23 protein-coding genes are annotated in these 26,770 nt (G+C 71.7%); 21 read left to right on the top strand and 2 right to left on the bottom strand.

The window, feature by feature from the left end:
* Positions 1 to 166: 166 nt before the first annotated feature.
* Together VFW79_RS04070 and VFW79_RS04075 are read right to left on the bottom strand one after the other, a co-directional pair.
* The gene (locus VFW79_RS04070; RefSeq protein ID WP_329676037.1) at positions 167 to 1,261 is read right to left on the bottom strand and encodes a hypothetical protein; all 1,095 of its coding nucleotides are present in this window, start codon (positions 1,259 to 1,261) and stop codon (positions 167 to 169) included.
* On the bottom strand, positions 1,258 to 1,797 hold the full coding sequence (locus tag VFW79_RS04075; RefSeq protein WP_329676038.1) for a sigma-70 family RNA polymerase sigma factor: 540 nt from the start codon (positions 1,795 to 1,797) through the stop codon (positions 1,258 to 1,260). Before VFW79_RS04075 ends, VFW79_RS04070 begins: the two co-directional genes overlap by 4 nt.
* 172 nt (positions 1,798 to 1,969) lie before the next feature.
* Between VFW79_RS04075 and VFW79_RS04080 the strand changes: the two genes are divergently transcribed.
* The 21 genes from VFW79_RS04080 (at position 1,970) to mmsB (ending at position 26,723) form a co-directional block, all read left to right on the top strand.
* The gene (locus VFW79_RS04080; protein WP_329676039.1) at positions 1,970 to 4,270 is read left to right on the top strand and encodes a sodium-translocating pyrophosphatase; all 2,301 of its coding nucleotides are present in this window, start codon (positions 1,970 to 1,972) and stop codon (positions 4,268 to 4,270) included.
* A gap of 62 nt (positions 4,271 to 4,332) precedes the next feature.
* On the top strand, positions 4,333 to 5,037 hold the full coding sequence (locus VFW79_RS04085) for an endonuclease/exonuclease/phosphatase family protein (protein WP_329676040.1): 705 nt from the start codon (positions 4,333 to 4,335) through the stop codon (positions 5,035 to 5,037).
* 55 nt (positions 5,038 to 5,092) lie between these two features.
* Positions 5,093 to 6,697: a DUF7059 domain-containing protein gene (locus VFW79_RS04090; protein WP_329676041.1), complete on the top strand. Its 1,605-nt coding sequence runs from the start codon at positions 5,093 to 5,095 to the stop codon at positions 6,695 to 6,697.
* Positions 6,698 to 6,760: 63 nt separating this feature from the next.
* Positions 6,761 to 8,137, top strand: coding sequence for an efflux RND transporter periplasmic adaptor subunit (locus tag VFW79_RS04095; protein ID WP_329676042.1), 1,377 nt, complete (start codon positions 6,761 to 6,763; stop codon positions 8,135 to 8,137).
* A complete protein-coding gene (locus VFW79_RS04100) occupies positions 8,134 to 8,877 on the top strand; it encodes an ABC transporter ATP-binding protein (protein ID WP_329676043.1) in 744 nt (247 codons plus the stop codon). The genes VFW79_RS04095 and VFW79_RS04100 overlap by 4 nt, the downstream gene beginning before the upstream one ends.
* Entirely contained in the window at positions 8,874 to 10,094 is a 1,221-nt protein-coding gene (locus tag VFW79_RS04105; protein WP_329676044.1) for an ABC transporter permease, read from the top strand. The genes VFW79_RS04100 and VFW79_RS04105 overlap by 4 nt, the downstream gene beginning before the upstream one ends.
* Positions 10,095 to 10,144: 50 nt before the next feature.
* A complete protein-coding gene (locus tag VFW79_RS04110) occupies positions 10,145 to 10,687 on the top strand; it encodes a DUF5666 domain-containing protein (RefSeq protein WP_329676045.1) in 543 nt (180 codons plus the stop codon).
* Between the two features lie 221 nt (positions 10,688 to 10,908).
* Positions 10,909 to 12,207 (top strand): efflux RND transporter periplasmic adaptor subunit, encoded by a 1,299-nt coding sequence (locus tag VFW79_RS04115; RefSeq protein WP_329676046.1) that lies wholly within the window; start codon positions 10,909 to 10,911, stop codon positions 12,205 to 12,207.
* A complete protein-coding gene (locus VFW79_RS04120; protein ID WP_329676047.1) occupies positions 12,207 to 12,944 on the top strand; it encodes an ABC transporter ATP-binding protein in 738 nt (245 codons plus the stop codon). Before VFW79_RS04115 ends, VFW79_RS04120 begins: the two co-directional genes overlap by 1 nt.
* The gene (locus VFW79_RS04125; RefSeq protein ID WP_329676048.1) at positions 12,941 to 14,161 is read left to right on the top strand and encodes an ABC transporter permease; all 1,221 of its coding nucleotides are present in this window, start codon (positions 12,941 to 12,943) and stop codon (positions 14,159 to 14,161) included. Before VFW79_RS04120 ends, VFW79_RS04125 begins: the two co-directional genes overlap by 4 nt.
* Before the next feature lie 55 nt (positions 14,162 to 14,216).
* Positions 14,217 to 14,840: a DUF5666 domain-containing protein gene (locus VFW79_RS04130; protein WP_329676049.1), complete on the top strand. Its 624-nt coding sequence runs from the start codon at positions 14,217 to 14,219 to the stop codon at positions 14,838 to 14,840.
* A gap of 48 nt (positions 14,841 to 14,888) precedes the next feature.
* Positions 14,889 to 15,644 carry an ABC transporter ATP-binding protein gene (locus tag VFW79_RS04135; RefSeq protein WP_329676050.1) on the top strand — a complete coding sequence of 252 codons (756 nt, stop codon included), beginning with the start codon at positions 14,889 to 14,891 and terminating at the stop codon, positions 15,642 to 15,644.
* Positions 15,641 to 16,372 (top strand): ABC transporter permease, encoded by a 732-nt coding sequence (locus VFW79_RS04140; RefSeq protein ID WP_329676051.1) that lies wholly within the window; start codon positions 15,641 to 15,643, stop codon positions 16,370 to 16,372. The genes VFW79_RS04135 and VFW79_RS04140 overlap by 4 nt, the downstream gene beginning before the upstream one ends.
* Before the next feature lie 109 nt (positions 16,373 to 16,481).
* The gene (gene proC / locus VFW79_RS04145) at positions 16,482 to 17,345 is read left to right on the top strand and encodes a pyrroline-5-carboxylate reductase (protein ID WP_329676052.1); all 864 of its coding nucleotides are present in this window, start codon (positions 16,482 to 16,484) and stop codon (positions 17,343 to 17,345) included.
* A gap of 8 nt (positions 17,346 to 17,353) precedes the next feature.
* Entirely contained in the window at positions 17,354 to 18,430 is a 1,077-nt protein-coding gene (locus tag VFW79_RS04150) for a LacI family DNA-binding transcriptional regulator (RefSeq protein WP_329676053.1), read from the top strand.
* Between the two features lie 66 nt (positions 18,431 to 18,496).
* Positions 18,497 to 20,287 carry a ribulokinase gene (gene araB, locus VFW79_RS04155; protein WP_329676054.1) on the top strand — a complete coding sequence of 597 codons (1,791 nt, stop codon included), beginning with the start codon at positions 18,497 to 18,499 and terminating at the stop codon, positions 20,285 to 20,287.
* Positions 20,284 to 21,072: an L-ribulose-5-phosphate 4-epimerase gene (locus tag VFW79_RS04160; RefSeq protein ID WP_329676055.1), complete on the top strand. Its 789-nt coding sequence runs from the start codon at positions 20,284 to 20,286 to the stop codon at positions 21,070 to 21,072. Before araB ends, VFW79_RS04160 begins: the two co-directional genes overlap by 4 nt.
* A complete protein-coding gene (gene araA, locus VFW79_RS04165) occupies positions 21,069 to 22,577 on the top strand; it encodes an L-arabinose isomerase (protein ID WP_329676056.1) in 1,509 nt (502 codons plus the stop codon). The genes VFW79_RS04160 and araA overlap by 4 nt, the downstream gene beginning before the upstream one ends.
* Before the next feature lie 186 nt (positions 22,578 to 22,763).
* Positions 22,764 to 23,915 carry a multiple monosaccharide ABC transporter substrate-binding protein gene (chvE, locus tag VFW79_RS04170; RefSeq protein WP_329676057.1) on the top strand — a complete coding sequence of 384 codons (1,152 nt, stop codon included), beginning with the start codon at positions 22,764 to 22,766 and terminating at the stop codon, positions 23,913 to 23,915.
* Positions 23,916 to 24,006: 91 nt separating this feature from the next.
* A complete protein-coding gene (gene mmsA / locus VFW79_RS04175) occupies positions 24,007 to 25,536 on the top strand; it encodes a multiple monosaccharide ABC transporter ATP-binding protein (protein WP_329676058.1) in 1,530 nt (509 codons plus the stop codon).
* A gap of 5 nt (positions 25,537 to 25,541) precedes the next feature.
* Positions 25,542 to 26,723: a multiple monosaccharide ABC transporter permease gene (gene mmsB, locus VFW79_RS04180; RefSeq protein WP_329676059.1), complete on the top strand. Its 1,182-nt coding sequence runs from the start codon at positions 25,542 to 25,544 to the stop codon at positions 26,721 to 26,723.
* Positions 26,724 to 26,770 lie beyond the last annotated feature (47 nt).

A 26,770-nucleotide genomic window follows, 5' to 3' on the forward strand; every position in this document is an offset into this window, starting at 1 on the left:
GCTGAAGAAGGTGCGCGGGCGCGACGGTCGCCTGCAGCTCGTGATCGACTCCGAGCGGCTGCTCAAGGTCTTCCGGATCACCGCCCTGACGCAGGTGTTCACGATCCACGAGACGGTCGACGCGGCGCTCGACAACTGATCAGCTGCCCGGCAGAGCCGACGCGGACTACATCGGGGTGAGCCGGTAGATCACCGTCGACTGCCCGTCGGCGGTCAGGCCCGAGCGGACAGTGACGTCCCACCGGCCGATGATGGCCCCGACGGAGTCGTCGGGCGACGCCGTGCTGCTGATCGCCCGCCACGTCGGCGAGTACTGGTCCAGGGCGTCGACGGCACGCGTGAACCCGTCGGTGCCGTCGACGGCGACCGTCACGATCCAGCCGGAGGCGAGGCTGCCGTCGAGCTGCGTCGCCTCGACGAGCCGCCCGCCGATGATCGGCACGTCGGCGGGGAACGCAGCGGGCAGGCCTGACATCGGCGGTGCGGTCGGCAGGAGTGTCAGCGGGATCCGCGCGCCGACGGCCCGGGCGACGCCGCCGGGCACCGACGCGTCAGGGTGCTGGGCCACGGTGTACGCGCTGTAGGTCCCAGCGGGCAGGTCCTCGCCGCCCGCGGACCTGCCCGTTGCACAGGTCACGAGATCTGGAACCGACCCGCCCCCGACGGGGAGCGCGAATCCGGCCTGCCGGTCCGTCACGACCATCGGTAGCTCCTGCGAGACGGGTAGCACGGCGACCACGGTGCCGTCGTGAGCGACGACGATCTGGGTGGTCCCGTCAGGGGAAGCGGAGACGGTGGCTCCCGCGCCGCCCGCCGCGTCGGTCGCGGTGGGCAGGCTGGAGAACGCTGGGAGGTGACGCCCGACGAAGGGGCCGAGCGGCACGTCGGCGGCGACCAACCCTGACCCGTTGCCCACGAAGACGAGCGAGGCCGTCCAGTCCGCGCCGCCGGTCGCGACGAGGTCCGCGACCGACGACCCGCAGGTGCCCGGTGCAGCGCCCGGCACGGCTGCGGGCAACAGGTCGTCGGCGCCCCTGCGACCGACGAGCTGTCCACCGAAGGCCGCGATCGCCCCGACCGTCACCAGCCCCACCCCGGCCCGCGTCCCTGCCCGGACCGCGCGCCGCGTCCTGATGCGCGTGGCCAGGTGCCCGACCGTCTCCGCGACGGTGTCCTGCTGGGGCCCCGCGTGCCCGAGCAGGTAGGTCGTGCCGGTGCCGTCGACGGCGTCGTGCAGCGTGCGCGCGAGATCGATGGTCATCGCCGGCTCCCGGTGTGGATGAGGGTGACGTCGTCGGTGTGGGCCTGGGGAAGCGGTCCGAGCACGTCCTCGAGCGCGTCGATCGCGTCGGACAGGTACCGCTTGACGGTGCCGTCGGACAGCCCGAGCCGGCGGGCGATCTCGGGCACCGTGAGGTCGTCGTAGAAGCGCAGGACGATGCACGCGCGCAGCCGCGGCCGCAGGGTGAGGAGCGCGGACTGCACGTCGATGCGGCTCGACGCCGCGACCTCGGGGCCCTCGGCGTCGTCGGGCCGCGCGAGCAGGTGCCGCACCCCCGCCCAACGGCGACGGCGACGGTAGCCGTCGAGAAAGATCGACAGGATCGCGCGCCGCACGTAGCTCTCGGCAGCCAGCGTCTCCCGGAGCGGGCGCCCCTGGCTGAACGAACGGACGAGCGCCTCCTGGACCAGGTCGTCGGCGTCACCGAGGTTGCCCGTGAGGAGCGCGGCGTACCGCACGAGCGCTGGACCGCGCTCGCGCACCAACGCGTCGAGCACGTGCTCCCAGTCCGACACTGCGCCTCCGCGGCCGAGTCCGATCGGCGCGCGAGGTCGCACGCTCACTCATCATGACGACCCTGAGGTCCGGAACGTTGGTCCGATCTGGATATGGTGGGCCCGTCCGCACGGCAACGACGCCGAACGGTGTGGCGCAGTCCGGGGTCTGCGCCGGTGACGGGGAGGTCGCATGCTCACTGTCGGAACGACGAGCCTCACGATCGTCGGGGTCATCGCGGCGATCGCGGTCGCATCGCTGGTCGTCGCGCTGGTGCTGCGGCGCCAGGTCCTCGCGGCGGGCGAGGGGACGCCGGCCATGCAGGACATCGCGACGGCAGTCCAGGAGGGCGCCTCCGCCTACCTGTCACGGCAGTTCCGGACCCTGGCGGTGTTCGCGGCCGTGGTCTTCGGTCTGCTGTTCCTGCTTCCGGGGGACACCGGGATCCGGGTCGGTCGCTCGCTGTTCTTCCTGCTGGGCGCGGGTTTCTCCGCGAGCATCGGCTACCTCGGCATGTGGCTCGCGACGCGGGCGAACGTGCGGGTCGCCGCGGCGGCGTCCGAGGCTGACGGCCGGGCGGCGGGTGCGCGCATCGCGTTCCGCACCGGCGGCGTCGTCGGGATGTCGGTCGTCGGCCTCGGACTGCTCGGGGCCACGTCGGTCGTGCTGATCTACCGGGGCGACGCCCCCGCGGTCCTCGAGGGATTCGGCTTCGGCGCGGCCCTGCTGGCGATGTTCATGCGGGTCGGCGGCGGGATCTTCACGAAGGCGGCCGACGTCGGCGCGGACCTGGTCGGCAAGGTCGAGCAGGGCATCCCCGAGGACGACCCGCGCAACGCCGCGACCATCGCGGACAACGTGGGCGACAACGTCGGGGACTGCGCGGGCATGGCCGCTGACCTGTTCGAGTCCTACGCGGTGACGCTCGTCGCCGCCCTCATCCTCGGCAAGGCGGCGTTCGGCGAGCGCGGCCTCGTCTTCCCGCTCATCGTGACCGCGGTCGGGGCGTTCGTCGCGATCCTCGGCGTCGTCATCACGCGCATCCGCGGCACCGAGAGCGGGCTGACGGCGATCAACCGCGGCTTCTACACGTCCGCGCTGATCGGCGTCCTGCTCGCCGCCGTCGCCGCGTTCGTGTACCTGCCGTCGTCGTTCAGAGAGCTCACCGGCGGCACCGCCGGGATCGAGACCCACGGCGGCGACCCGCGTCTCATCGCCGCGACCGCGGTCCTCATCGGCGTCCTGCTCGCCGGCATCATCCTGTGGGTCACGGGCTACTTCACGGGCACGACGTCGAAGCCCACGATGCACGTCGCCCGGACGTCGCTCACGGGCGCCGCGACCGTCGTGCTCTCCGGGATCGGGATCGGCTTCGAGTCGGCCGTCTACACCGCGGGCATCATCGCGGCCGCGATCTGCGGGGTGTTCCTCATCTCCGGCGGCTCGGTCCCGCTCGCCCTGTTCCTCGTCGCGCTCGCGGGGTGCGGGCTGCTCACGACGGTGGGCGTCATCGTCGCGATGGACACGTTCGGCCCGGTGAGCGACAACGCGCAGGGCATCGCCGAGATGTCGGGCGACGTCAGCCCGGCCGGTGCCCAGATCCTCACCGACCTCGACGCCGTGGGGAACACGACCAAGGCCGTCACCAAGGGCATCGCGATCGCGACGGCCGTCCTCGCTGCGACCGCGCTGTTCGGGTCCTACTCCCAGGCGGTCACCACGGCCATCAGCCAGGCGGGGGACGTCGCCGGCACGGCCGACATCGTCAAGGCGATGATGACCTACTCGGTCATCTCCCCGATCACCCTCGTCGGCGTGATCCTCGGCGGCGCGACCGTCTTCCTGTTCTCTGGCCTCGCGATCGATGCGGTGACGCGAGCGGCCGGTGCGATCGTGTTCGAGGTGCGCCGCCAGTTCCGCGAGAACCCGGGCATCATGACGGGCGAGGTCCGGCCCGAGTACGCACGGGTCGTCGACATCTGCACGCGCGACTCGCTGCGTGAGCTCGCGACGCCCGGCCTCCTTGCGGCGTTCGCACCGATCGCCGTGGGCTTCGGGCTCGGCGTCGGGCCCCTTGCCGGGTTCCTCGCCGGAGCCATCGCGACGGGCGTGCTCATGGCCGTGTTCCTCGCCAACTCGGGCGGCGCGTGGGACAACGCGAAGAAGATCGTCGAGGACGGCAGCTTCGGCGGCAAGAACTCCCCGGCGCACGCGGCGGTCGTCATCGGCGACACGGTCGGCGACCCGTTCAAGGACACCGCCGGGCCGGCGATCAACCCGCTGATCAAGGTCATGAACCTCGTGGCCCTGCTGATCGCGCCGGCGATCGTCGCGGTGAGCGTCGGTGACGGTGGCAACCACGTCGTCCGGATCGGGATCGCGCTCCTCGCGGCGTGCGTCGCGTTCGGCGCCGTCATCGCGTCGCGTTTCCGGGCTGCGCGCGTCGACCGGGAGGGACGACTCGAGCTGGAGATCGCCGCGCTCATCCCCTGAGGGGGCGCGGCGTCCCGCGGCTCACCGCGCGCGGCGCGCAGCCGCACGCGACACTCGAAGGCGTGCCCGGCTCCGAGCGACTCCGCCTCATGACCTACAACGTCAAGGCCCTGTCGGTCGACGCCGATGCCGCCGGGCAGGTTGTCGTTGATGCCGACCCTGACGTGCTGGGGATCCAGGAACCGCCGCGCGGACCGGTCGGCGCGCGACGCCTGCGGCGGTTCGCGGCCTCGGTCGGGATGCGGCCGGTCGTCTCGGGGCGCGGCGCTCGCACGACGGCGCTGCTCGTTGCCGACCGCTGCGCCGGCGCGGTCGAGGCCGCCGCTGCGGTCCCGCTCCCCGTGCTCGGGCGGCGGGAGCTGGTCGCGCTGCCGATCCCGCGCGGGTATGCGCGCGCCACGATCGCGGGCGTGCAGGTCGTCGTCGTGCACCTGTCGCTCGACCCGGCCGAGCGCGCGCGGCACGTGACCCGCATCCTGACGGACGTCCGGGCGCGGCTCGACGCGGGCGGGCAGTGCGTCGTCGTCGGCGACCTCAACGAGATTCCGGACGGTCCCGCCTGGGCGCGGTTCGGCGTGCACCTCCGCGATGCCGCCGCGAAGGATCCGGTCCCCACCTTCAACGCGCTGCGGCCCGGTCAACGCATCGACGTGGTCCTCGTGAGCGACGGGTTGCGCGTCGTCGCGTCTCGCGTGCCGTCGGGGCCGGCCGCCGAGCGTGGCAGCGACCATCGACCGGTCGTCGTCGACCTCGCGCTGCCCCACTGACCGTGCGCTGCGGCACCGTGCGCTGCGGCAGGCCGCGAGACGGCAGGATGGTCCGGTGACCGAACCGGCCGACACCCCCCGCCCCGACCGCGCGCTGCTCGACGCCCTGCGCCGCGACCTCGCCGACGCGGGCTACACCGTCGACGGTGTGGAGGACCTGCTCGGACCGGTGGCGTCCGCCGCGCTGCACCGCGAGGAGGCCGTCCCGGCGCTCCGGGTGACCGCCGACGTCGCGGGTCTCCGCACCGATCCACGTGCGGCGCTCGTCCGGGCGTTCGTCCTCGGCGTCGAGGTGCCGCGCGCAGCGCTCGAGCGGGCGTTCGCGACCCTCGGCGTCGCGGGTGCCGAACGCCTCGGGCTGGTCGCGGCCGCAGGCGCCGGGCCCGACGACGCCGTCCGGGCGCGCGTCGACCTGCGCCCCTACGAGGCCGTCGACGGCCTCGACCCCGCCGCCGGCGAGCGTCGCGACGGGTCCGGCGCGGTCGACTGGTGGATCGCGTCCGACCTCGGCGAGCTCGCGACGGGCCGCGCGCTGCGGACCGACCACGTCCTCGGCGTCGGCGGCGCGTCGACGACGCTCGCGCAGGTCACCGTCCGGGACCCGCGCCGGCGCGTGCTCGACCTCGGCACGGGCTGCGGCATCCAGGCGCTGCACGCGAGCCGGCATGCCGCCACGGTGGTCGGCACGGACATCTCCCGCCGGGCTCTGGCGTTCGCTCGGTTCAACGCCGAGCTCGCGCAGATCGGCCCCGACCGGTTCGAGCTGCGCGCAGGTTCGATGCTCGAGCCGGTCCTCGGTGCGGGCGAGGAGCTGTTCGACCTCGTCGTCTCCAACCCGCCGTTCGTCATCACCCCGCGGGTCGCCGGGGTCCCGTCCTACGAGTACCGCGACGGGGGTCGCGCGGGCGACGCGATCGTGCGCGAGCTCGTCACCGGCGTCGGCGCGGTGCTCGCCCCCGGCGGGGTCGCGCAGCTGCTCGGCAACTGGGAGGTCCGTCGCGGCGAGGAGTGGCACGAGCGTGTGGGGGAGTGGCTCGACGAGTCGGGCCTCGACGGCTGGGTCGTGCAGCGCGAGCTGCAGGACCCGGCGCAGTACGCCGAGACGTGGATCCGCGACGGCGGCACGACCCCGGACCGTGACAGGCCGGCGTGGGCGGGGCGCTACGGCGCGTGGCTCGACGACTTCGCGTCGCGGGACGTCGAGGCGATCGGCTTCGGGATCGTCACCCTGCGGCGGCCTGTCTCGGGTGCGGCGACGCTGCGCCGGCTCGAGGAGGTCACGGGCTCGGTGCGCCAGCCGCTCGGACCCGTCGTCGCGGCGACGATCGCGGCCCACGACTGGCTTGCCGCGCGGGACGACGGCGCGCTCGCACGCGAACGTCTCGTCGTCGCGGGCGACGTCACCGAGGAGCGCTACCTGACTCCCGGGGACGCCGACCCGACCGTCGTGCTGCTGCGTCAGGGCCGCGGGTTCGGTCGGACGGTCCGGGCGGGCACGGCGCTCGCGGGGTTCGTCGGCGCGTGCGACGGCGAGCTGACCGTCGGGCGGCTCGTGGGGGCGCTCGGAGAGTTGCTCGAGGTCGGAACCGCTGAGGTCGCGGCCGACGTCGTCCCGTCGGTGCGCGGGCTCGTCCTGGACGGGCTGCTGGCCCCGGTCTGATTCACAGGCGGGCCATAGGGTCCGCTGGCGCGGGTCCCAGCCCCCGCCGGGAGTCTTCGGGGCATGAGCCGAAAGACGCGAACAGACCGAGGCGGTGCGCGCGGAAGGTCCCGCCGTACGAAGCTCCTCATCAACAGCTTCCTGGTGGGAGCGCTCGCACTCACCGCCGGCGGGACATGGTGGTTCCTGCACCCCTCGTCCGCGCAGGCCGACAGCAGCGCGACCGTGCGCACCGCGACCGCGACCGTCGGGACGGTGTCCACGACCATCTCGGCGCAGGGCAGCATCGCGGCCGCGACGACGGCCTCCCCCTCGTTCGCGGTGTCGGGGACCGTCGCGACGGTCGATGTCACGGTCGGTGACGTCGTGACGGTCGGGCAGCAGCTCGGGACGCTCGACACGAGCGACCTCGACGACGCCGTCACGCAGGCGCAGGCGCAGGTGACGAGCGCGAAGGCGCAGGTCACGACGGCGGGCCTCCAGCTGACGGCCGCCCAGCAGTCGTTGTCGGAGGCGCAGGCGGCGCTCGCGACGACCACGACGACGACCGACCCGAGCACGGGCGTGTCGACGACGACGAGCAAGGGCAGCGCGTCGCAGGTCACGAGCGCCAAGGCGCAGGTCAACAACGCCGCCGCGCAGGTGACGACGGCGCAGGCTGCGGTGACGCAGGCCACCACGGACCTCGCGACGGCCAAGGCGAACGTCGCCAAGGCGGTGCTGACCGCGCCGATCGCCGGTACGGTCACCGCGGTCACCGGCACGGCCGGATCGACGGTCAGCGGGGGCTCGTCGAGCAGCGCGGCGAGCGGGACCTCGGCAGGCACGGCCACGACCGCGACCACGTCGTCGACCACCTCGAGCGGGTTCGTGACGATCGCGGACATGACGGTGCTGACGAGCTCGGCGTCGTTCGCGGAGGCCGACGCGGCCCAGCTGAGCGTCGGGCAGGTCGCCGCCGTGACGTTCCCCGCGGTCGACGGCGCGACCGCCACCGCGAAGGTCACCTCGATCTCGCCGACCGGCACCGCGACCAACAGCGTCGTGACGTATGCCGCGACGATCACTCTCGACTCGGCGCCCGCCGGGGTGCGGCTCGGTCAGACCGCCGACGTCACCGTGACGACCGCGCAGGCGACCGACGCGATCACGCTGCCGAGCAACGCCGTGGCGGTCGGCACGACGGCGGCCGACGGCACGACGACCGGGACCGTGAGCCTGCGTGCCGCCGACGGCACGACGACCGTGACGACCGTGACGATCGGGGTGCAGGGCGACACGACCACCCAGATCGTGTCGGGCGTGGCCGAGGGCGACACCGTCGTGGTCTCGCTCGACACCGCGGTCGGCACGACGACGACCACCACCACCTCGCAGTTCGGCGGCGGCGGGCAGATGCCCGCCGGTGGCTTCCCGGGCGGGCCGGGTAGCAACGGATGACCGCCTCCCAGCGTCCCCCGGTCCTCGAGCTGCGCGGGATCCACAAGGTGTACGGCGAGGGTGCGGGCGAGGTGCGGGCCGTCGACGGTGTCGACCTCGTGGTCGAGACCGGCGAGCTCGTGGCCGTCATGGGCGCCTCGGGCTCGGGCAAGTCGACGATGATGAACATCCTCGGCTGCCTCGACATCCCCACCGAGGGCACCTACCGGCTCGACGGGACCGACGTGTCCACGCTCAGCGAGAGGCAGCTCTCCGCGGTGCGCAACCGGTCGATCGGCTTCATCTTCCAGTCGTTCAACCTCATCCCGAGCATGTCGGCCCGCGCGAACGTCGAGCTGCCGATGCTGTACGCCGGGGTGGGTGCCGGTGAGCGCCGCGACCGCGCACAGGCCGCGCTCGAGCTCGTCGGGCTCGCGCCGCGGGCGGGCCACCGGCCGAACCAGCTCTCGGGCGGCCAGCAGCAGCGCGTCGCGGTGGCGCGCGCGCTGGTCAACGCGCCGGCGCTCATCCTCGCGGACGAGCCGACGGGCAACCTCGACTCGCGCTCGACCGAGGAGGTCCTCGACGTGTTCGAGCGCCTCGGGACCATGGGTCGCACGATCGTCCTGATCACCCACGAGCCGGACGTCGCCGCCCGCACGCGTCGCGTCGTCCGGATGCGCGACGGACGCGTCGTGTCGGACGGGCCGTCGACGCCTGCTACCGGCGGGTTCGGCATGCCCACCGAGGACGTCGCATGAACGCCATGGAGATCCTGCGGTCGTCCCTGCGGGGGATGACGTCGAACCCGATGCGCTCGGTCCTGACCCTGCTCGGCGTCCTCATCGGGGTCGGCTCGGTCATCCTGCTCGTCGGCGTGGGTGCCGGCTCGGCGAAGGCCGTCTCGGACCAGATCGACTCGCTCGGGACGACGACGCTCACGGTCCGGTCGGGCTCCGGCGGCGGCATCCGCTTCCAGGACCTGACGACGGGGGTGGCCGACGCGCTCCAGTCGTCGGTCGACTCGGGCGACGCCACGGCGCTGATCGCGGTCGTCCCCGAGGTCTCGAGCTCGCAGACCATCACGGCCGGGACGACGTCGACGACCGCGCAGATCATCGGCACGACGGCGAACTACTTCGACGTGACGAGCTCGAAGGTCGCGCAGGGCACGGCGTTCTCTGCGAACGACCTCGCGCAGTCGCGCCGGGTCGTGGTGATCGGCGCCGAGCTGGCCACGACGCTGTTCGGGTCGCAGGGCGACGCCGACTACGTGGACCCGGTCGGTCAGACCGTCGTCGTCGGCTCGACGCCGTACCTCGTGAACGGCGTCATGGCCGCGAAGGACTCGACCGGGACGGAGAGCACCAACAACGTGCTCGTCGTGCCCCTGACCCGGGTCCAGCAGTCGATCGCCGGCTACGGCAACCTGTCCTCGATCGTGCTCCAGGCCACCGACGCCGACGCGGTCGACGTGGCAGAGGCCGAGGCCACGACCGTCATCAACACCGAGCTCAAGATCGCGAGCACCGACGACGCGACCTACACGATCAGCAACCAGGCGCAGCTGCTGGCCGCCAGCACGTCGACCGCGTCGACCTTCTCGGCGATGCTCGCCGCGGTCGCGGGCATCTCGCTGCTCGTCGGCGGCATCGGGGTCACGAACATCATGCTCGTGACCGTCACCGAGCGGACCCGGGAGATCGGCATCCGCAAGGCGCTCGGCGCGACCCGCGGCGCGATCCTCGGCCAGTTCCTGACCGAGGCGACCCTGCTGTCCCTGCTCGGCGGGGCGCTCGGCGTCCTCGGCGCGGTCATCGGGTCGCAGTTCGAGATCCTCGGCGTCAAACCCGCGATCGTCGGCTCGTCGGTCGTCCTGGCCCTGGGCGTGTCCATCGGGATCGGCGTCTTCTTCGGGGGGTACCCCGCCTTCCGCGCCGCCACGATGCGCCCGGTCGACGCGCTGCGGCACGAGTAAGCCCACCCCTGACCTCCCCGCACCACCACCCCCTGACGAAAGGCACCACCATGTCGAACCCCAGCAGCATCCCCGCCCCGAACGACGTCGCGGAGGACCTCCTCGCGCAGGACCTCCTTGCGCAGCGCCCTGCGGTCCTCGCCGGGTCCGCCCCGATCGCCGCGGCGCCCCGCGGCAGGCCGTCGCTCACGATGATCCTGGTCGGCGTCGTGGGCGCGGCCGTCCTGTTCGCAGGCGGGCTGCTCGTCGGGCACGCCACCGGGTCGAGCACCACGGCCCAGACCGGACCCGGCGCGAACGGCATGCCGGGCGGCGCAGCGGGGACCGGCGGGCCTGGCGGGTTCACGTCCGGCGAGATCGCGTCGATCGACGGCTCGACGCTGACGATCACGACGTCCGACGGCACGAGCGTGAAGGTCACGACGAGCTCCGACACGACCGTGTCGCAGACCGCCGACGCCGACGTCTCGGCGCTCGCGGTGGGCGACACCGTGACGGTCGTCGGGCAGACGGCCGACGACAGCTCGGTGACGGCCCAGGCCATCACCGAGGGCTCGACCGGCTTCGGGATGCCGGGCGGCACCCAGAACTGACCGGCGTGCCCGTGCCCGTGCCCCTGCCTCTGACCTGGGCGGGGGCAGGGGCACGGACGGAGGCGGCACTGTCAGCAGATCCATAGGTGGCACCAAGGTTTCCCGCGACGTCTCCCAGCAATCCCCGCCATGGTGACGTCATGAGTCGGATGTCACGTGCGGAGCGGACCACAGGCGCGCGCGCTCAGGGCCCGAGGGGCAGAGCGAAGACCCTGACGAACGTGGGGCTCGTCGCCGTGCTCGCGCTGACCGGTGCCGGCACCTGGTGGTACCTGCACCCCACGAGCGCCCAGGCGGGGACCAGCACGGCAACCGCCCGCACGGCGACGGCCACGGTCGGCACGGTGTCCTCGACGATCTCGGCGCAGGGCAACATCGCTGCCGCGACGACGTCGTCCCCGACGTTCGCGGTGTCCGGGACGGTCGCGACGGTCGACGTCACGGTCGGTGACGTCGTGACCGTCGGCCAGCAGCTCGGGACGCTCGACACCGGCCCGCTCGACGACGCCGTCACCCAGGCGCAGGCCAAGGTGACCAGCGCGCAGCAGCAGGTCACGACCGCGAGCCTCCAGCTCACGGCCGCGAAGCAGTCGCTCGCCGACGCGCAGACCGCGCTCGCGACCACGACGACGAGCCCGACAGGCACGACGACGACCAAGGGCACGGCGTCCCAGGTCACGAGCGCGAAGGCGCAGGTCAGCAGCGCGACGTCCCAGCTGACGACCGCGGAGGCAGCGGTGACGCAGGCCAAGGCGGACCTCGCGACAGCGCAGGCCGACGTCGCCAAGGCGGTGCTGACCGCGCCGATCGCGGGCACCGTCACGGCGGTCGGCGCCACCGTCGGCTCGACGGTCGGAAGCGGGTCGAGCGGGTCGAGCGGCTCGACGGGCGCGACCACCTCGTCCGCGTCGTCGACCACATCGAGCGGCTCGACCGGGTTCGTGACGATCGCGGACCTGACCGTCCTCACGACGTCGGCGTCGTTCGCGGAGGCCGACGCGGCCAAGCTCAGCGTGGGTCAGGTCGCCGCGGTGACGTTCCCGGCCGTCCCGAGCGCGTCGGCGACGGCCAAGGTCACCTCGATCTCCCCGACCGGCACGACGACCAACGGCGTCGTCACCTACGCCGCGACCGTCACGCTCGACGCCGCACCCGCGGGGGTCCGGCTCGGTCAGACGGCGGACGTCACCGTGACGACCGCGGAGGCGACCGACGCGATCACGCTGCCGAGCAACGCGGTCACGGTCGGCACCACGGCGGCCGACGGCACGACGACCGGGACGGTCAGGATTGTCGCGGCGGACGGCACGACGACCGCGACTGCCGTCACGATCGGCCTCCAGGGTGACTCGACGACGCAGATCCTCTCGGGCGTCGCGGCGGGGGACAAGGTTGTGGTGTCCCTCGACACGGCTGTCGGCACGACGACCACGAACCTCCAGCAGCTCCGGGGCGGCTTCGGCGGCGCGGGCGCGTTCCCGGGCGGCGGCGGCTTCATCGGCAGTCGGAACGGTGGCTGATGACCGGGTCGGAGCGACCGCCCGTCCTCGACCTCCGGGGCGTGCGCAAGGTGTACGGCGAGGGTGAGGGCGAGGTGCGGGCCGTCGACGGCGTCGACCTCGTCGTCGAGGCGGGCGAGTTCGTGGCTGTCATGGGCGCCTCGGGCTCGGGCAAGTCGACGATGATGAACATCCTCGGCTGCCTCGACGTCCCGACCGAGGGGTCGTACCTCTTCGACGGCGTCGACGTCGCGTCGCTGTCGGAGCGCGCGCTGTCGGTCGTGCGGAACCGGTCGATCGGCTTCATCTTCCAGTCGTTCAACCTGATCCCGAGCATGTCGGCGCGAGCCAACGTCGAGCTGCCCATGCTCTACGCGGGCGTCGGCGCCAGGGAACGACGCGAGCGCGCGCAGGCTGCGCTCGAGCTCGTCGGGCTGGCACCGCGCGCGGAGCACCGTCCGAACCAGCTGTCCGGCGGGCAGCAGCAGCGCGTCGCCGTCGCGCGCTCGCTCGTCAACGCGCCCGACCTGATCCTCGCGGACGAGCCGACGGGCAACCTCGACTCGCACTCGACCGAGGAGGTCCTCGACGTGTTCGAGCGGCTCGGCCGCACGGGTCGCACCATCGTGCTGATCACGCACGAGCCCGATGTCGCGGCACGCACGAGGCGCGTCGTCCGGATGCGCGACGGGCGCATCGTGTCGGACGACCCGGTCGTCCACCCGGCCGTGGCGACGCAGGCAGGAGCGCTCGCGTGAACTCCCTCGAGATCCTCAGGTCAGCCCTGCGCGGGATGAGCTCGAACGTGATGCGCTCGGTGCTCACGCTGCTCGGTGTGCTCATCGGGGTGGGCTCGGTCATCCTGCTCGTCGGCGTGGGTGCCGGCTCGGCGAAGGCCGTCTCGGAGCAGATCAACTCCCTGGGCACGTCGGTCCTCACGGTGCGGTCGGGCGCGGGCAGCGGCATCCGCTTCCAGAACCTCACCACCACGGTCGCCGACGCGCTCCAGGCCTCGGTCGACTCGGGCACGTCGACCGCTCTGACGGAGGTCGTCCCGGAGCTCACGAGCTCGCAGACCGTGACGGCCGGCAAGAAGTCCACGACCGCGCAGATCATCGGCACGACCGCGAACTACTTCGACGTGACGAGCTCGCGGGTCGCGCAGGGGACGCCCTTCGCCGCCAACGACCTCACGCAGTCGCGCCGCGTCGTCGTGATCGGCGCCGAGCTCGCCACGACGCTCTTCGGTGCCCCGGGAGCCGTCGGAGCCACCGACCCGGTCGGGCAGAAGGTCGTCATCGGGTCGACGCCGTACCTCATCGACGGGGTCATGGCCGCGAAGGACTCGACCGGCCTGCAGAGCACCAACAACGTGCTGGTCGCGCCGCTCACGCGGGTCCAGCAGTCGATCGCGGGGTACGGCGACCTGTCCTCGATCGTGCTCCAGGCGAAGGACCCCGACGTCGTCGCCACGGCGCAGGCCGAGGCGACCACGGTGATCAGCTCGACCCTGAAGATCGCGACCGCCTCGGACGCGACCTACACGATCAGCAACCAGGCCCAGCTGCTCGCGGCGCGCACCTCGACCGCCTCCACGTTCCGCGCGATGCTCGCCGCGGTCGCGGGCATCTCGCTGCTCGTCGGCGGCCTCGGGGTCACGAACATCATGCTCGTGACCGTCACCGAGCGGACCCGGGAGATCGGCATCCGCAAGGCGCTCGGCGCGACCCGCGGCGCGATCCTCGGCCAGTTCCTGACCGAGGCGACCCTGCTGTCCCTGCTCGGCGGTGCGCTCGGCGTCCTCGGCGCGGTCATCGGCTCCCGCTTCCAGATCCTCGGCGTCACGCCCGTGATCGTCGGCTCGTCGGTCGCGCTCGCCCTGGGCGTCTCGATCGGCATCGGCGTCTTCTTCGGGGGGTATCCCGCCTTCCGCGCCGCCACGATGCGCCCGGTCGACGCGCTCAGACACGAATGACCCGATCCCCGGGCCGGTCCGACGGCCCACCCACCCCAGCACGAGAGGCACGACGATGACCACGCCCGACCAGCAGCCGAACCCTCTGCAGCCCACCCCGCCGCAGCCCCCGCAGGCGATCCCGGCGGACGACCTCCTCGCGCAGCGGCCCGCCGCCATCGCCGAGCCGGTCCGCGCCTCGACCCCGTCCGGGGGCCGACCGTCGGTGACGACGATCCTCGCCGGGGCCGTCGTCGCGGCACTGCTGTTCGCGGGTGGACTGCTCGTCGGCCACGCGACCTCGGCGAGCGCGGCCGCGCAGGACTCCGCCGGCGGCTTCACCGCGAACGGTCGCGCGTTCGGCGGAGCGGGCGGTGCCGGCCGGGCCGGGGGCCCGAACGGCACAGGCGGCCCCGGCGGCTTCACGTCCGGGAAGATCACCTCGATCGACGGCTCCACGCTGACGATCACCACGACCGACGGCAAGACGGTCAAGGTCACCACGACGTCGAGCACGACGGTCTCGAAGACGACCGCGTCGGACGTGGCGTCGCTCGCGACCGGCGACACCGTGACGGTCGTCGGGCCGGCCGCGGCCGACGGCTCGGTCGCGGCGCAGCGGATCAGCGAGGGCACCGGCGGCTTCGGTGGCTTCGGCGGTCAGGGCGGCGCTCGGCCGACTGCGGCTCCGACCAGCTGACCGCGAGCCGTCGTTGACCGCACCCCGTCGAGCGGCCATGGTGTGCGCATGGGCCACCATGCCGCGGACGTCGCCATCCGGATCGAGGGGTTGCGCGTCATTCGCGGCGGCCGACGCGGCGTCGTCGTGCTCCCGGGCCTCGACCTGCTGGTCCCGGCCGGTCAGGTCGTCGGGCTGCTGGGACCGAGTGGGAGCGGCAAGACGACGCTCATGCGCGCGATCGTCGGCGTCCAGACCGTCGAGGGCGGCACGGTCGAGGTGCTCGGCCTGGCCGCGGGCCACCCGGACCTGCGCCGACGCGTCGGCTACGTGACGCAGGCCCCCAGCGTGTACGGGGACCTGACGATCACCGAGAACCTGCGCTACTTCGCCGCCGTCGCGCACGCCGGCCCGGGTGACGTGGACCGTGCGCTCGACGACGTCGACCTCGCCCGGATGGCCGGACGTCGGGTCGACCGGCTGTCGGGCGGCGAGCGGTCGCGCGTGTCGCTCGCGGTCGCTCTGCTCGCCTCGCCCGACCTGCTCGTGCTCGACGAGCCGACCGTCGGGCTCGACCCGGTGCTGCGCCGCGACCTGTGGGACCTGTTCGGGCGCCTCGCCGCGCGCGGGACGTCGCTGCTCGTCTCGAGCCACGTGATGGACGAGGCGACGCGCTGCGACCGGCTCGTGCTGCTCCGCGACGGCGAGGTCATCGCCGACGCGACGCTCGAGGACCTCCTCGAGGAGACCGGCGCCCCGGACGTCGAGCACGCGTTCCTGGAGCTCGTCGACCATCGCGACCGCCGAGCGGAGGGGGACCGATGAGCGCGCGCCTGACGTGGGCGACCGCGGGCCGGGTGCTGTCGCAGGTCCGGCACGACCCGCGGACGATCGCGATCCTGCTCCTGCTGCCGTGCCTGCTGCTGTGGCTGATCTCGTGGATGTTCGAGGGCACACCGGTGCTCGACCAGTTCGGCCCGCTCCTGCTCGGGCTGTTCCCGCTCATCGTGATGTTCATCGTGACGAGCGTCGCGACGCTGCGGGAGCGCACGTCCGGCACCCTCGAGCGCCTCATGGCGAGCCCGATCGGCAAGGGCGACGTCATCGCGGGCTACGCGGTGGCGTTCGCGCTGGTCGCGGTGGTCCAGGCCGTCGTGCTGACGTCCTTCACGGTCGGGGTGCTCGGCATGAACAGCCGCGGATCGCTGGGCTTGATCATGCTCGTCGCGGTGCTCGACGCGATCCTCGGCTCGACGCTCGGCCTGGCCGCCTCGGCGCTCGCCCGCACCGAGTTCCAGGCGGTGCAGATGATGCCGGTGTTCTTGTTCCCCCAGCTCATCACGTGCGGCCTGCTCATCCCGCGCGCAGCGATGCCGTCGGTGCTCGAGGCGATCTCGCGCGTGCTCCCGCTCACCTACGGCATCGACGCCCTGCAGCGGCTCGAGGTGGGCGCGACCTTCACGGACGTCCGTGACGACGTGCTCGTGATCGTGGGATTCATCACGCTCGCCGTCGTGGTCGGCTCGACGACGCTGCGCCGCCGCACGCCCTGACGCCGCCGCACGGGGTTCCCCGGCCAGCTCGCGCCGGATCTCGCCGTGGCAGCCTCGCGCTGTGGCTAGGCTCACCTCCAGGTGACGGGCACGCGACGACGAGGACATGATGGCCGACGACGAGGGCACGACGACGCACGAGGGCCCTGCCGGGGTGCCGGGCCGGCACGTGGCGGTGCTGGGTGGTGGTGTCATGGGCGCCACGCTCGTCTCCGCGGTGCTGCAGGCCGGCTGGTCGGCTGACGACGTGGACGTGACCGAACGCTACGCGGCGCGCGCGACCGAGCTGTCGCAGCAGTACGGCGTCAACTCCTCCGAGACGAACCCCACGGCGGTTCGCCGCGCGGACGTCGTCCTCATCGCGCTCAAGCCGGCGGTCGTGCCGCAGGTGCTCGACGAGATCGCCCCCGCGCTGCGTCCGGGCACGCTCGTCGTCAGCGTGGCAGCGGGCGTGCCGATCTCGGTCTACGAGCGGCGGCTGCCCGCGGGCACACCCGTCGTGCGCGTCATGCCCAACACGCCGGCTGTCATCGGGCACGGCGCGAGCGCCATCGCCGCGGGGACGCATGCGACCGAGGACCACCTCGCACTCGTCGAACGCGTGCTCGGCGCGACGGGCCTCGTGGTGCGCGTCGCCGAGAAGGACCTCGACGCGGTGACCGCGATCTCCGGTTCGGGACCCGCCTACGTCTTCTACGTCATCGACGCGCTCGCCGAGGCGGGGGTGCTGCTCGGGCTCACCCGCGAGCTCGCGACCCGGCTCGCGGTCGCGACCGTCGAGGGGTCCGCGGCGCTCGCGCAGCAGTCGGGCGAGCATCCCGTCGTCCTCCGCGAGCGGGTGTCGTCTCCCGGCGGCACGACGGTCGCCGGGGTGCGCGAGCTCGACGCGCACGGCGTCCGGGCGGCGTTCGTCGCTGCGGCCGAGGCTGCGCGCGACCGCTCGCGCGAGCTCGCCGCCGAGTCGGCCGAGTAGGCCCGCGCGTGTCCACCACCGTTCCCGTGCCCACCACGGCGCCGCAGCGGCGTCGCCCGCCGGCCATGAGCGACGTCGCCGCGCTCGCCGGCGTCTCCCACCAGACCGTCTCCCGCGTGCTCAACGACCACGACAGCGTGCGTCCCGAGACCCGCGCGCGCGTCCAGGACGCGATCGCCCAGCTCGGCTACCGCCGCAACAGCGCGGCCCGCGCGCTCGTGACCCGGCGCTCGGGGATCATCGGGGTCGTCACGACGGAGTCCGCGCTCTACGGCCCGACGAGCACGCTGGTCGCTCTCGGTGGGGCGGCGCGTGACATCGGGTACTTCGTCAGCGTCGCGACGATCAGCCAGTTCGACTCCGAGGCCATGCACCGCGCGCTCGAGCACTTCATGGGCCAGGGCGTCGAGGGCATCGTGATCATCGCTCCGCAGGACGAGGCGTCGGCGGCCGTCGAGACGTTCGACGCCGAGGTGCCTGTGGTGATGGTGATGTCCGGCGTGCAGCCCCCGACGGAGTCGCTGCGATGGGTCGGGGTCGAGCAGTTCGAGGGTGCCCGGCTCGCGACGAGGCACCTCATCGAGGCCGGGCACCGGGAGATCGTGCACCTCACGGGCCCGCTCAACTGCTTCGACGGCCGCGAGCGGCTCGAGGGGTGGCGCGCGGAGTGCGTCGCGGCGGGCCTCGTGCTCCCCGAGCCCATCGTCGGCGACTGGACGGCCGAGCGCGGGTACGCGGTCGGCCGCGACCTCGCACGTCAGGGCGCGCCGACTGCCGTGTTCGCCGCGAACGACGAGCTCGCGCTCGGGCTGCTGCGGGCGTTCTGGGAGGCGGGGCTGCGGGTGCCGCACGACGTGGCCGTGGTCGGCTTCGACGACATCTCGAGCTCGGCGTACTTCATCCCGCCGCTGACGACCGTCCGCCAGGACTTCGCCGCGCTCGGCCGGCTCGCGATCCGCGCGCTGACGGACGCGCTCGCGGGCGTCGACGAGCTGTTGGCGCCGATCCCGACGACGCTGGTCATCCGCGCGAGCTCGCTCGAGGAGCCGTACCCTCCGCAAGGCTTGACTTTCCCAGCCGTGTGAGCGTTAACATTGCTCCGGCCGCCGACGTCCGTCGGGGCCGTGCGATGGCGACGGGACGGCGACTCGATGGCACCGACGGTGGATCCGCGACGAGCCCTCGTCGTGGGGGTCGACTACGGGACGCTCTCCGGACGGGCCGTCATCATCCGGGTCCACGACGGCGCCGAGCTCGGCTCGGCCGTCCTGGCCTACCCGCACGCGGTCATGGACCGCACGCTGACCGCCGGTCCCGCGGCTGACGCCGGGACGCCCGTGGCGCTGCGTCCCGACTGGGCGCTCCAGGTCCCGTCCGACTACGTCGACGTGCTCAGGTCCGCTGTTCCCGCGGCGCTCGCCGCCGCCCGGGCCGAGCACGGCGCCGACGTCGTCGACCCGAGCCTCGTCGTCGGCATCGGCACCGACTTCACCGCGTGCACGATGGTCCCGACGACCGCCGACGGCACCCCGCTGAGCGAGCTGCCGCAGTTCGCGGACCGCCCGCACGCCTACGTCAAACTGTGGAAGCACCACGCGGCGCAGGGTCAGGCCGACCGCATCAACGACCTCGCCCACGCTCGCGGCGAGGCATGGATCAACCGCTACGGCGGCCTCATCTCGTCCGAGTGGGAGTTCGCCAAGGGCCTGCAGCTCCTCGAGGAGGACCGCGAGGTCTACGACGCGACCGAGCACTGGGTCGAGGCCGCCGACTGGATCGTGTGGCAGCTCTCGGGCCGGTACGTCCGCAACGCCTGCACCGCCGGGTACAAGGGCATCTACCAGGACGGCACCTACCCGAGCGAGGAGTTCCTCGCGGCGCTCAACCCCGACTTCGCGGGCTTCGTCGCCGACAAGCTCGCGCACGAGATCGGCAGCCTCGGCGCCGCCGCCGGCACGCTGACCCCCGAGGCCGCCGCCTGGACCGGGTTGCCCGAGGGCATCGCGGTCGCGGTCGGCAACGTCGACGCGCACGTCACGGCCCCCGCGGCGGGCGCCGTCGAGCCCGGTCAGATGACCGCGATCATGGGCACCTCGACGTGCCACGTCATGAACGGCAGCTCGCTCCACGAGGTCCCCGGCATGTGCGGCGCGGTCGACGGCGGGATCGTCGACGGCCTGTGGGGCTACGAGGCCGGGCAGTCCGGCGTCGGTGACATCTTCGGCTGGTTCGTCGACACCTCGGTGCCCCCGGCGTACGTCGACGCGGCCGCAGCGCGCGGGATCTCGGTGCACGAGCACCTCACCGAGCTCGCCGCGCGTCAGCAGATCGGCGAGCACGGGCTCGTCGCGCTCGACTGGCACTCGGGCAACCGCTCGGTGCTCGTCGACCACGAGCTGTCCGGGGTCGTCGTCGGGCAGACGCTCGCGACCACCCCGGAGGACCAGTACCGCGCGCTCCTCGAGGCGACCGCGTTCGGCACCCGCACGATCGTCGAGGCGTTCAACGCCTCGGGGGTCCCGGTCACCGAGCTCGTCGTGGCGGGCGGGCTGCTCAAGAACGCCCTGCTCATGCAGATCTACGCCGACGTGACGCGCCTGCCGCTGTCGACGATCGCGTCCGAGCAGGGCCCGGCGCTCGGCTCGGCGATCCACGCGGCCGTCGCCGCCGGCGCCTACCCCGACGTGCGCGCGGCCGCCCAGGTCATGGGCCGTCGCACGGTCGCGGCGTACACCCCCATCGAGGCGAACGCGGTCCGCTACGACGCCCTGTTCGCCGAGTACACCCTTCTGCACGACTACTTCGGCCGAGGCGAGAACACCGTGATGCACAGACTCAAGTCCATCCGCCGAGCAGCAACGTCCGCCGAGACTGCGCAGACGGTTGTTGCCGAGGCCACCGAGGCAGCCATGGCTGCAGTCTCGGCGGAGGTGCTCGCGTGACCGGGGGCAGCGGGCTGGCCGGGTACCCGTTCGAGGTCCGCGCGGAGGTCGACCGCGTCCGTCAGGTCGTCGCCACGCTGCACGCCGAGCTGCCGCGGTGGGGGCTCGTGGTGTGGACCGCGGGCAACGTCTCGCAGCGCGTGAGCGTCCCGGGCTCGCCCGACCTGTTCGTCATCAAGCCCTCGGGCGTGACCTACGACGAGCTCACCGCGGAGGCCATGGTCGTGTGCGACCTCGACGGGAACCTCGTCGACGGCACCCGCGCGCCGTCGTCGGACACCGCGGCGCACGCCTACGTGTACCGCAACATGCCCGAGGTGGGCGGCGTCGTGCACACGCACTCCACCTACGCGACCGCCTGGGCCGCGCGGGCCGAGCCCGTGCCGTGCGTCCTGACGATGATGGCCGACGAGTTCGGCGGCCCGGTGCCGATCGGCCCGTTCGCGCTCATCGGCGACGACTCGATCGGCCGGGGGATCGTCGAGACCCTGCGGTCCTCGCGGAGCCCCGCGGTGCTCATGCGCAACCACGGCCCGTTCACGATCGGCAAGGACGCCAAGGCCGCGGTGAAGGCGGCCGTCATGGTCGAGGAGGTCGCGCGCACGGTGCACATCTCCCGCCAGCTCGGTGAGCCGCTGCCGATCGCGCAGAGCGACATCGACGCGCTGTACGACCGCTACCAGAACGTCTACGGACAGAGCAGCACCGCAGCGGGCAGCGCAGCAACGAGCACCACCCCACCCAGCGACGGCGACGCCGCCGCAGATCAGGAGAACGCGCGATGAGCAAGCCGTACGCCGACCGCGAGGTCTGGTTCCTCACCGGCAGCCAGGGCCTCTACGGCGAGGACACGCTCCGTCAGGTCGCCGAGCAGTCCCAGGAGATCGCGCGCGCGCTCGACGCGTCGGGCGACATCCCGGTCAAGGTCGTGTGGAAGCCCGTCCTGACGGACTCGGGGGCCATCCGCCGTGCCGCGCTCGACGCGAACGCCGACGACGCGGTCATCGGTGTCATCGCGTGGATGCACACGTTCTCGCCCGCGAAGATGTGGATCGCCGGCCTCGACGCGCTGCGTACCCCGCTGTTGCACCTGCACACGCAGGCCAACGTCGAGCTCCCGTGGTCGACGATCGACATGGACTTCATGAACCTGAACCAGGCCGCGCACGGCGACCGTGAGTTCGGCTACATCCAGACCCGGCTCGGGGTCGCCCGCAAGACCGTCGTCGGCCACGTCTCGAACCCGGCCGTGACCGCGTCGATCGGCACCTGGGTGCGTGCGGCGGCCGCCTGGTCGGCGACGCACGAGCTCAAGCTCGCGCGGTTCGGCGACAACATGCGCAACGTCGCGGTCACCGAGGGGGACAAGACCGAGGCGGAGCTGCGCTTCGGGGTCTCGGTCAACACGTGGGGCGTCAACGACCTGGTCGCCGCGGTGGACGCCGTCGCCGACGCGGACATCGACACGCTCGTCGCGGAGTACGAGGACCTGTACGACGTCGCCGCCGAGCTCCGTCGCGGCGGCGAGCGGCACGACTCCCTGCGCTACGGCGCGCGTCAGGAGCTCGCGCTGCTGGCGTTCCTGGGCGAGATCGGGGCGACCGCGTTCACGACGAACTTCGAGGACCTCGGTGCGCTGCGCCAGCTGCCCGGCCTCGCCGTCCAGCGGCTCATGTCCCAGGGCTTCGGCTTCGGCGCCGAGGGCGACTGGAAGACGGCCGTGCTCGTCCGCGCCGCGAAGGTCATGGGGGCCGGGCTGCCCGGTGGCGCCTCGCTCATGGAGGACTACACGTACAACCTCGTGCCGGGTGCCGAGAAGATCCTCGGCGCGCACATGCTCGAGGTCTGCCCGTCGCTGACCGCGACGAAGCCGTCGCTCGAGATCCACCCGCTCGGCATCGGTGGCAAGGAGGACCCGGTCCGCCTGGTCTTCGACACCGACTCGGGCCCGGGCGTCGTCGTCTCGCTGGCCGACATGCGCGACCGGTTCCGTCTGACGGCCAACGTCGTCGACATCGTCCCGCCCGACGAGGCGCTCCCGAAGCTCCCCGTCGCGCGTGCCGTCTGGAAGCCTCAGCCCGACTTCGCGACGTCGGCCGAGGCCTGGCTGACCGCGGGCGGGGCGCACCACACGGTCCTGACGACGGCCGTCGGGGTCGACGCGTTCGAGGACTTCGCGGAGATCGCCAAGACCGAGCTGCTCGTGATCGACAAGGACACGACGCGGCGCGGCTTCCGTCAGGAGGTCCGCTGGAACGCGGCCTACTACCGGCTCGCCCAGAGCCTCTGACCGTGACCAACTTGGGTTCAAGTGTTATAGACATGTGACCTCCTGTGCGGTCAACATGCCGATGTGAGCGCTAACCTAAGAATCTGGCCCGCACGACTGGACGCTCAGAACGTCCTGAACGTCGGGCCCGCACCATCGATCGACCGGCGATGCAGCCGTCAGTCAATCTCAACGAGGAGAACACCTATGCGCATCAAGCACGTTGCCGCGATCGCGGCAGCATTCACCCTCACCCTGGGCCTCGCGGCCTGCAGCGGTAGCGGTGCGGGCACGACGGCCGAGCCGAGCACGTCCGGTTCAGCCGCCGCAGCCGCCCCCGCCGCGGAAGGCGCGCTCGTCGGCGTCGCGATGCCGACGAAGTCCTCCGAGCGCTGGATCGCTGACGGCAACAACGTCAAGACCCAGCTCGAGGCGCTCGGCTACAAGGTCGACCTCCAGTACGCCGAGGACGACATCCCGACCCAGGTCAACCAGATCGACACGATGATCACCAAGGGCGCCAAGCTCCTGATCATCGCCTCGATCGACGGCACGGCGCTGACGAGCCAGCTCGAGCAGGCCCACGCCAACGGCATCCAGGTCATCGCGTACGACCGCCTGATCCGCAACTCGGCGAACGTCGACTACTACTCGACCTTCGACAACTTCAAGGTCGGCGTGCAGCAGGCCACCTCGCTCCTCACCGGGCTCGGCGTCCTCGACGCCTCCGGCAAGGACGCGGGCAAGACCGGCCCGCTCAACGTCGAGCTGTTCGCCGGCTCGCCGGACGACAACAACGCGACGTTCTTCTTCAACGGCGCGATGAGCATCCTGCAGCCGTACATCGACAAGAAGGTCATCGTCGTCAAGAGCGGCCAGACGGACTTCAAGACCGTCGCCACCCTGCGTTGGGACCCGGCCACGGCCCAGTCCCGCATGGAGAACCTGCTCACCTCGACGTACGCGGACGGCTCGCTCGTCTCGGGCGTCCTGTCCCCGTACGACGGTCTGTCGATCGGCATCCTCGGCGCGCTCAAGGGCGTCGGCTACGGCACGGCCAGCCAGCCGTGGCCGATCGTGACCGGCCAGGACGCCGAGGCGGCCTCGGTCAAGTCGATCATCGCGGGCGAGCAGTACTCCACGATCTACAAGGACACCCGTGAGCTCGCCAAGGTGACGGTTGCCATGACCGATGCCATCCTCAAGGGGAACACCCCCAAGGTGACCGACACGAAGACCTACGACAACGGCGTGAAGGTCGTCCCGTCCTACCTGCTCGACTCGCAGATCATCGTCAAGGACAACTACAAGAAGGTCCTCGTCGACGGCGGCTACTACACGGAGGCCGACCTGAGCTGACGCTCGGGCGCTTCCATCGCAGTACGGCGCTCCGCCGGCGGGAACCCCCGCCGGCGGAGCACCGCCCCGAACTAGTGAGATCGGCTGGGACATGAGCAACGACCTCCTGGAGATGCGCAGCATCACCAAGACGTTTCCCGGCGTGAAGGCACTGCAGGACGTCAGCCTGTCCGTGGCGCGTGGTGAGATCCACGCGATCTGCGGAGAGAACGGCGCCGGCAAGTCCACGCTGATGAAGGTGCTCTCGGGCGTGTACCCGCACGGCACCTATGAGGGCGAGATCTACTTCGACGGCGAGCTGTGCGAGTTCTCCAGCATCAATGCGAGCGAGGCCCGCGGCATCGTCATCATCCACCAGGAGCTCGCGCTGAGCCCGCTGCTCTCGATCGCCGAGAACATCTTCATGGGCAACGAGCAGTCGTCGCGCGGCTTCATCGACTGGAACAAGACGAACGCCGAGGCGGCCAAGCTGCTCGAGCGCGTCGGCCTCGACGAGAACCCCGTGACGCGCATCGCCGACATCGGCGTGGGCAAGCAGCAGCTCGTGGAGATCGCCAAGGCGCTCTCCAAGGAGGTCAAGCTGCTCATCCTCGACGAGCCGACCTCTGCGCTCAACGACGACGACTCGGCCCACCTGCTCGACCTGCTCCGCCAGCTGAAGGCGGAGGGGATCACGTCGATCATGATCTCCCACAAGCTCAACGAGATCGCGGCGATCGCCGACTCCACGACGATCATCCGCGACGGCAAGACGATCGAGACGCTCGACATGGTCCGCGACGACGTCAGCGAGGACCGGATCATCCGCGGGATGGTCGGTCGCGACCTCGAGCACCGGTTCCCGGAGCACACGTCGAACGTCGGCACCGAGGTCCTGCGCATCGAGGACTGGACGGTGCACCACCCCATCCAGCACGGTCGCGTCGTCGTCAACGGGGCGAGCATCACGGTGCGCCGCGGTGAGATCGTCGGCCTGGCAGGGCTCATGGGCGCCGGCCGCACCGAGCTCGCGATGAGCCTGTTCGGCCGCGCGTACGGTGCCAACATCTCCGGCCGCGTCTACAAGGACGGCCAGGAGGTCCACCTGCACACGGTCTCGGACGCGATCGACGCCGGGATCGCCTACGCGACGGAGGACCGCAAGCGGTACGGCCTCAACCTCATCGAGGACGTCAAGCGCAACATCTCGGTCGCCGGCCTCCGCAAGCTGTCCCGCCGCGGCTGGGTCAACGACAACGAGGAGACGAAGGTCGCGCAGGAGTACCGCGTCAGCATGAACATCAAGGCGCCCTCGGTGCTCGCGATCGCCGGCAAGCTGTCCGGCGGCAACCAGCAGAAGGTCGTCCTGAGCAAGTGGATCTTCGCCGACCCGGACGTGCTCATCCTCGACGAGCCGACGCGCGGTATCGACGTCGGTGCGAAGTACGAGATCTACACGATCATCAACCGCATGGCCGACGCCGGCAAAGCGGTCATCTTCATCTCCTCCGAGCTGCCCGAGCTGCTCGGCATGTGTGACCGGATCTACGCGATGAGCGCGGGCCGCATCACCGGCGAGGTTCCGCGCGAGCGCGCGACCCAGGAAACCCTCATGCAGTACATGACCAAGGTAAAGGACTGAGCCGGATGGGCGCCCTCGAATCGGTGAAGTCACTCTTCACCAAGAACCTTCGCCAGAGCGGTATCTACCTGGCGTTCGTCGCCATCATCATCCTGTTCTACTTCCTGACCGACGGCATCCTCCTGACGCCGCAGAACGTCACGAACATCGTCGTGCAGAACTCCTACATCCTGATCCTCGCGATCGGCATGGTGATCGTCATCATCGCCGGGCACATCGACCTCTCGGTCGGCTCGGTGGTCGCGTTCACGGGCGCTGTCGCAGGTGTCCTGACGGTCCGCCAGGGGTTGCCCTGGTGGGCCGGCGTCATCGGCGCGCTCGTCATCGGGGCCCTCGTCGGCGCGTGGCAGGGGTACTGGGTCGCGTTCGTCGGCATCCCCGCGTTCATCGTCACCCTTGCGGGCATGCTCATCTTCCGTGGCGCGACGATGGTCACGCTCGGGAACACGCAGATCTCGCCGTTCCCGGACACGTTCCGCAACATCGCGTCGGGCTACATCAACGGGTGGCTTGGCGGCAGCGGGGTCGACGTCTTCACGCTGGTGCTCGGCGCAGTCGGGGTGGCTGGCTTTGCGGTCAGTCAGTGGCGGAGCCGACGGGCTCGCATCGCCTACCAGCAGGTCGTCGACTCGCTGCCCATGTTCATCGGGCGCATCATCCTCATGGCTGTCGTCGCGATGGCGTTCGCGTGGGAGCTCGCCAAGTACAAGGGCCTGCCGATCGTCCTCATCATCCTGGCCGTCCTGATCCTCGTGTACTCCGCGATCGCCAAGCGCAGCGTGTTCGGTCGCCACGTCTACTCGATCGGTGGCAACCTCAACGCCGCGATGCTGTCGGGCATCAAGGTCAGGTGGGTCAACTTCTGGATCTTCGTCAACATGGGCGTGCTGTCCGGGCTCGCGGGCATCGTCTTCACCGCCCGCCTCAACCTGGCCAACCCGAAGGCGGGCACCGGCTTCGAGCTCGACGCGATCGCGGCCTGCTTCATCGGCGGTGCCGCGGTGACCGGTGGTGTCGGCACGGTCATCGGCACGATCATCGGTGGTCTGATCATCGGTGTCATGAACAACGGCATGTCGATCATGGGCGTCGGCATCGACTACCAGCAGGCTATCAAGGGCCTCGTCCTGCTGCTGGCCGTCGCGTTCGACGTCTACAACAAGCGGCGGGCCGGCGCGGGTCGCTGACCTGCTGTGCAGTAGCCGAAGCACCGAGGCGGGCGGTGCCTGCGACC

This window comes from Cellulomonas sp. (assembly GCF_036279715.1).
GTDB lineage: Bacteria > Actinomycetota > Actinomycetes > Actinomycetales > Cellulomonadaceae > Cellulomonas_A.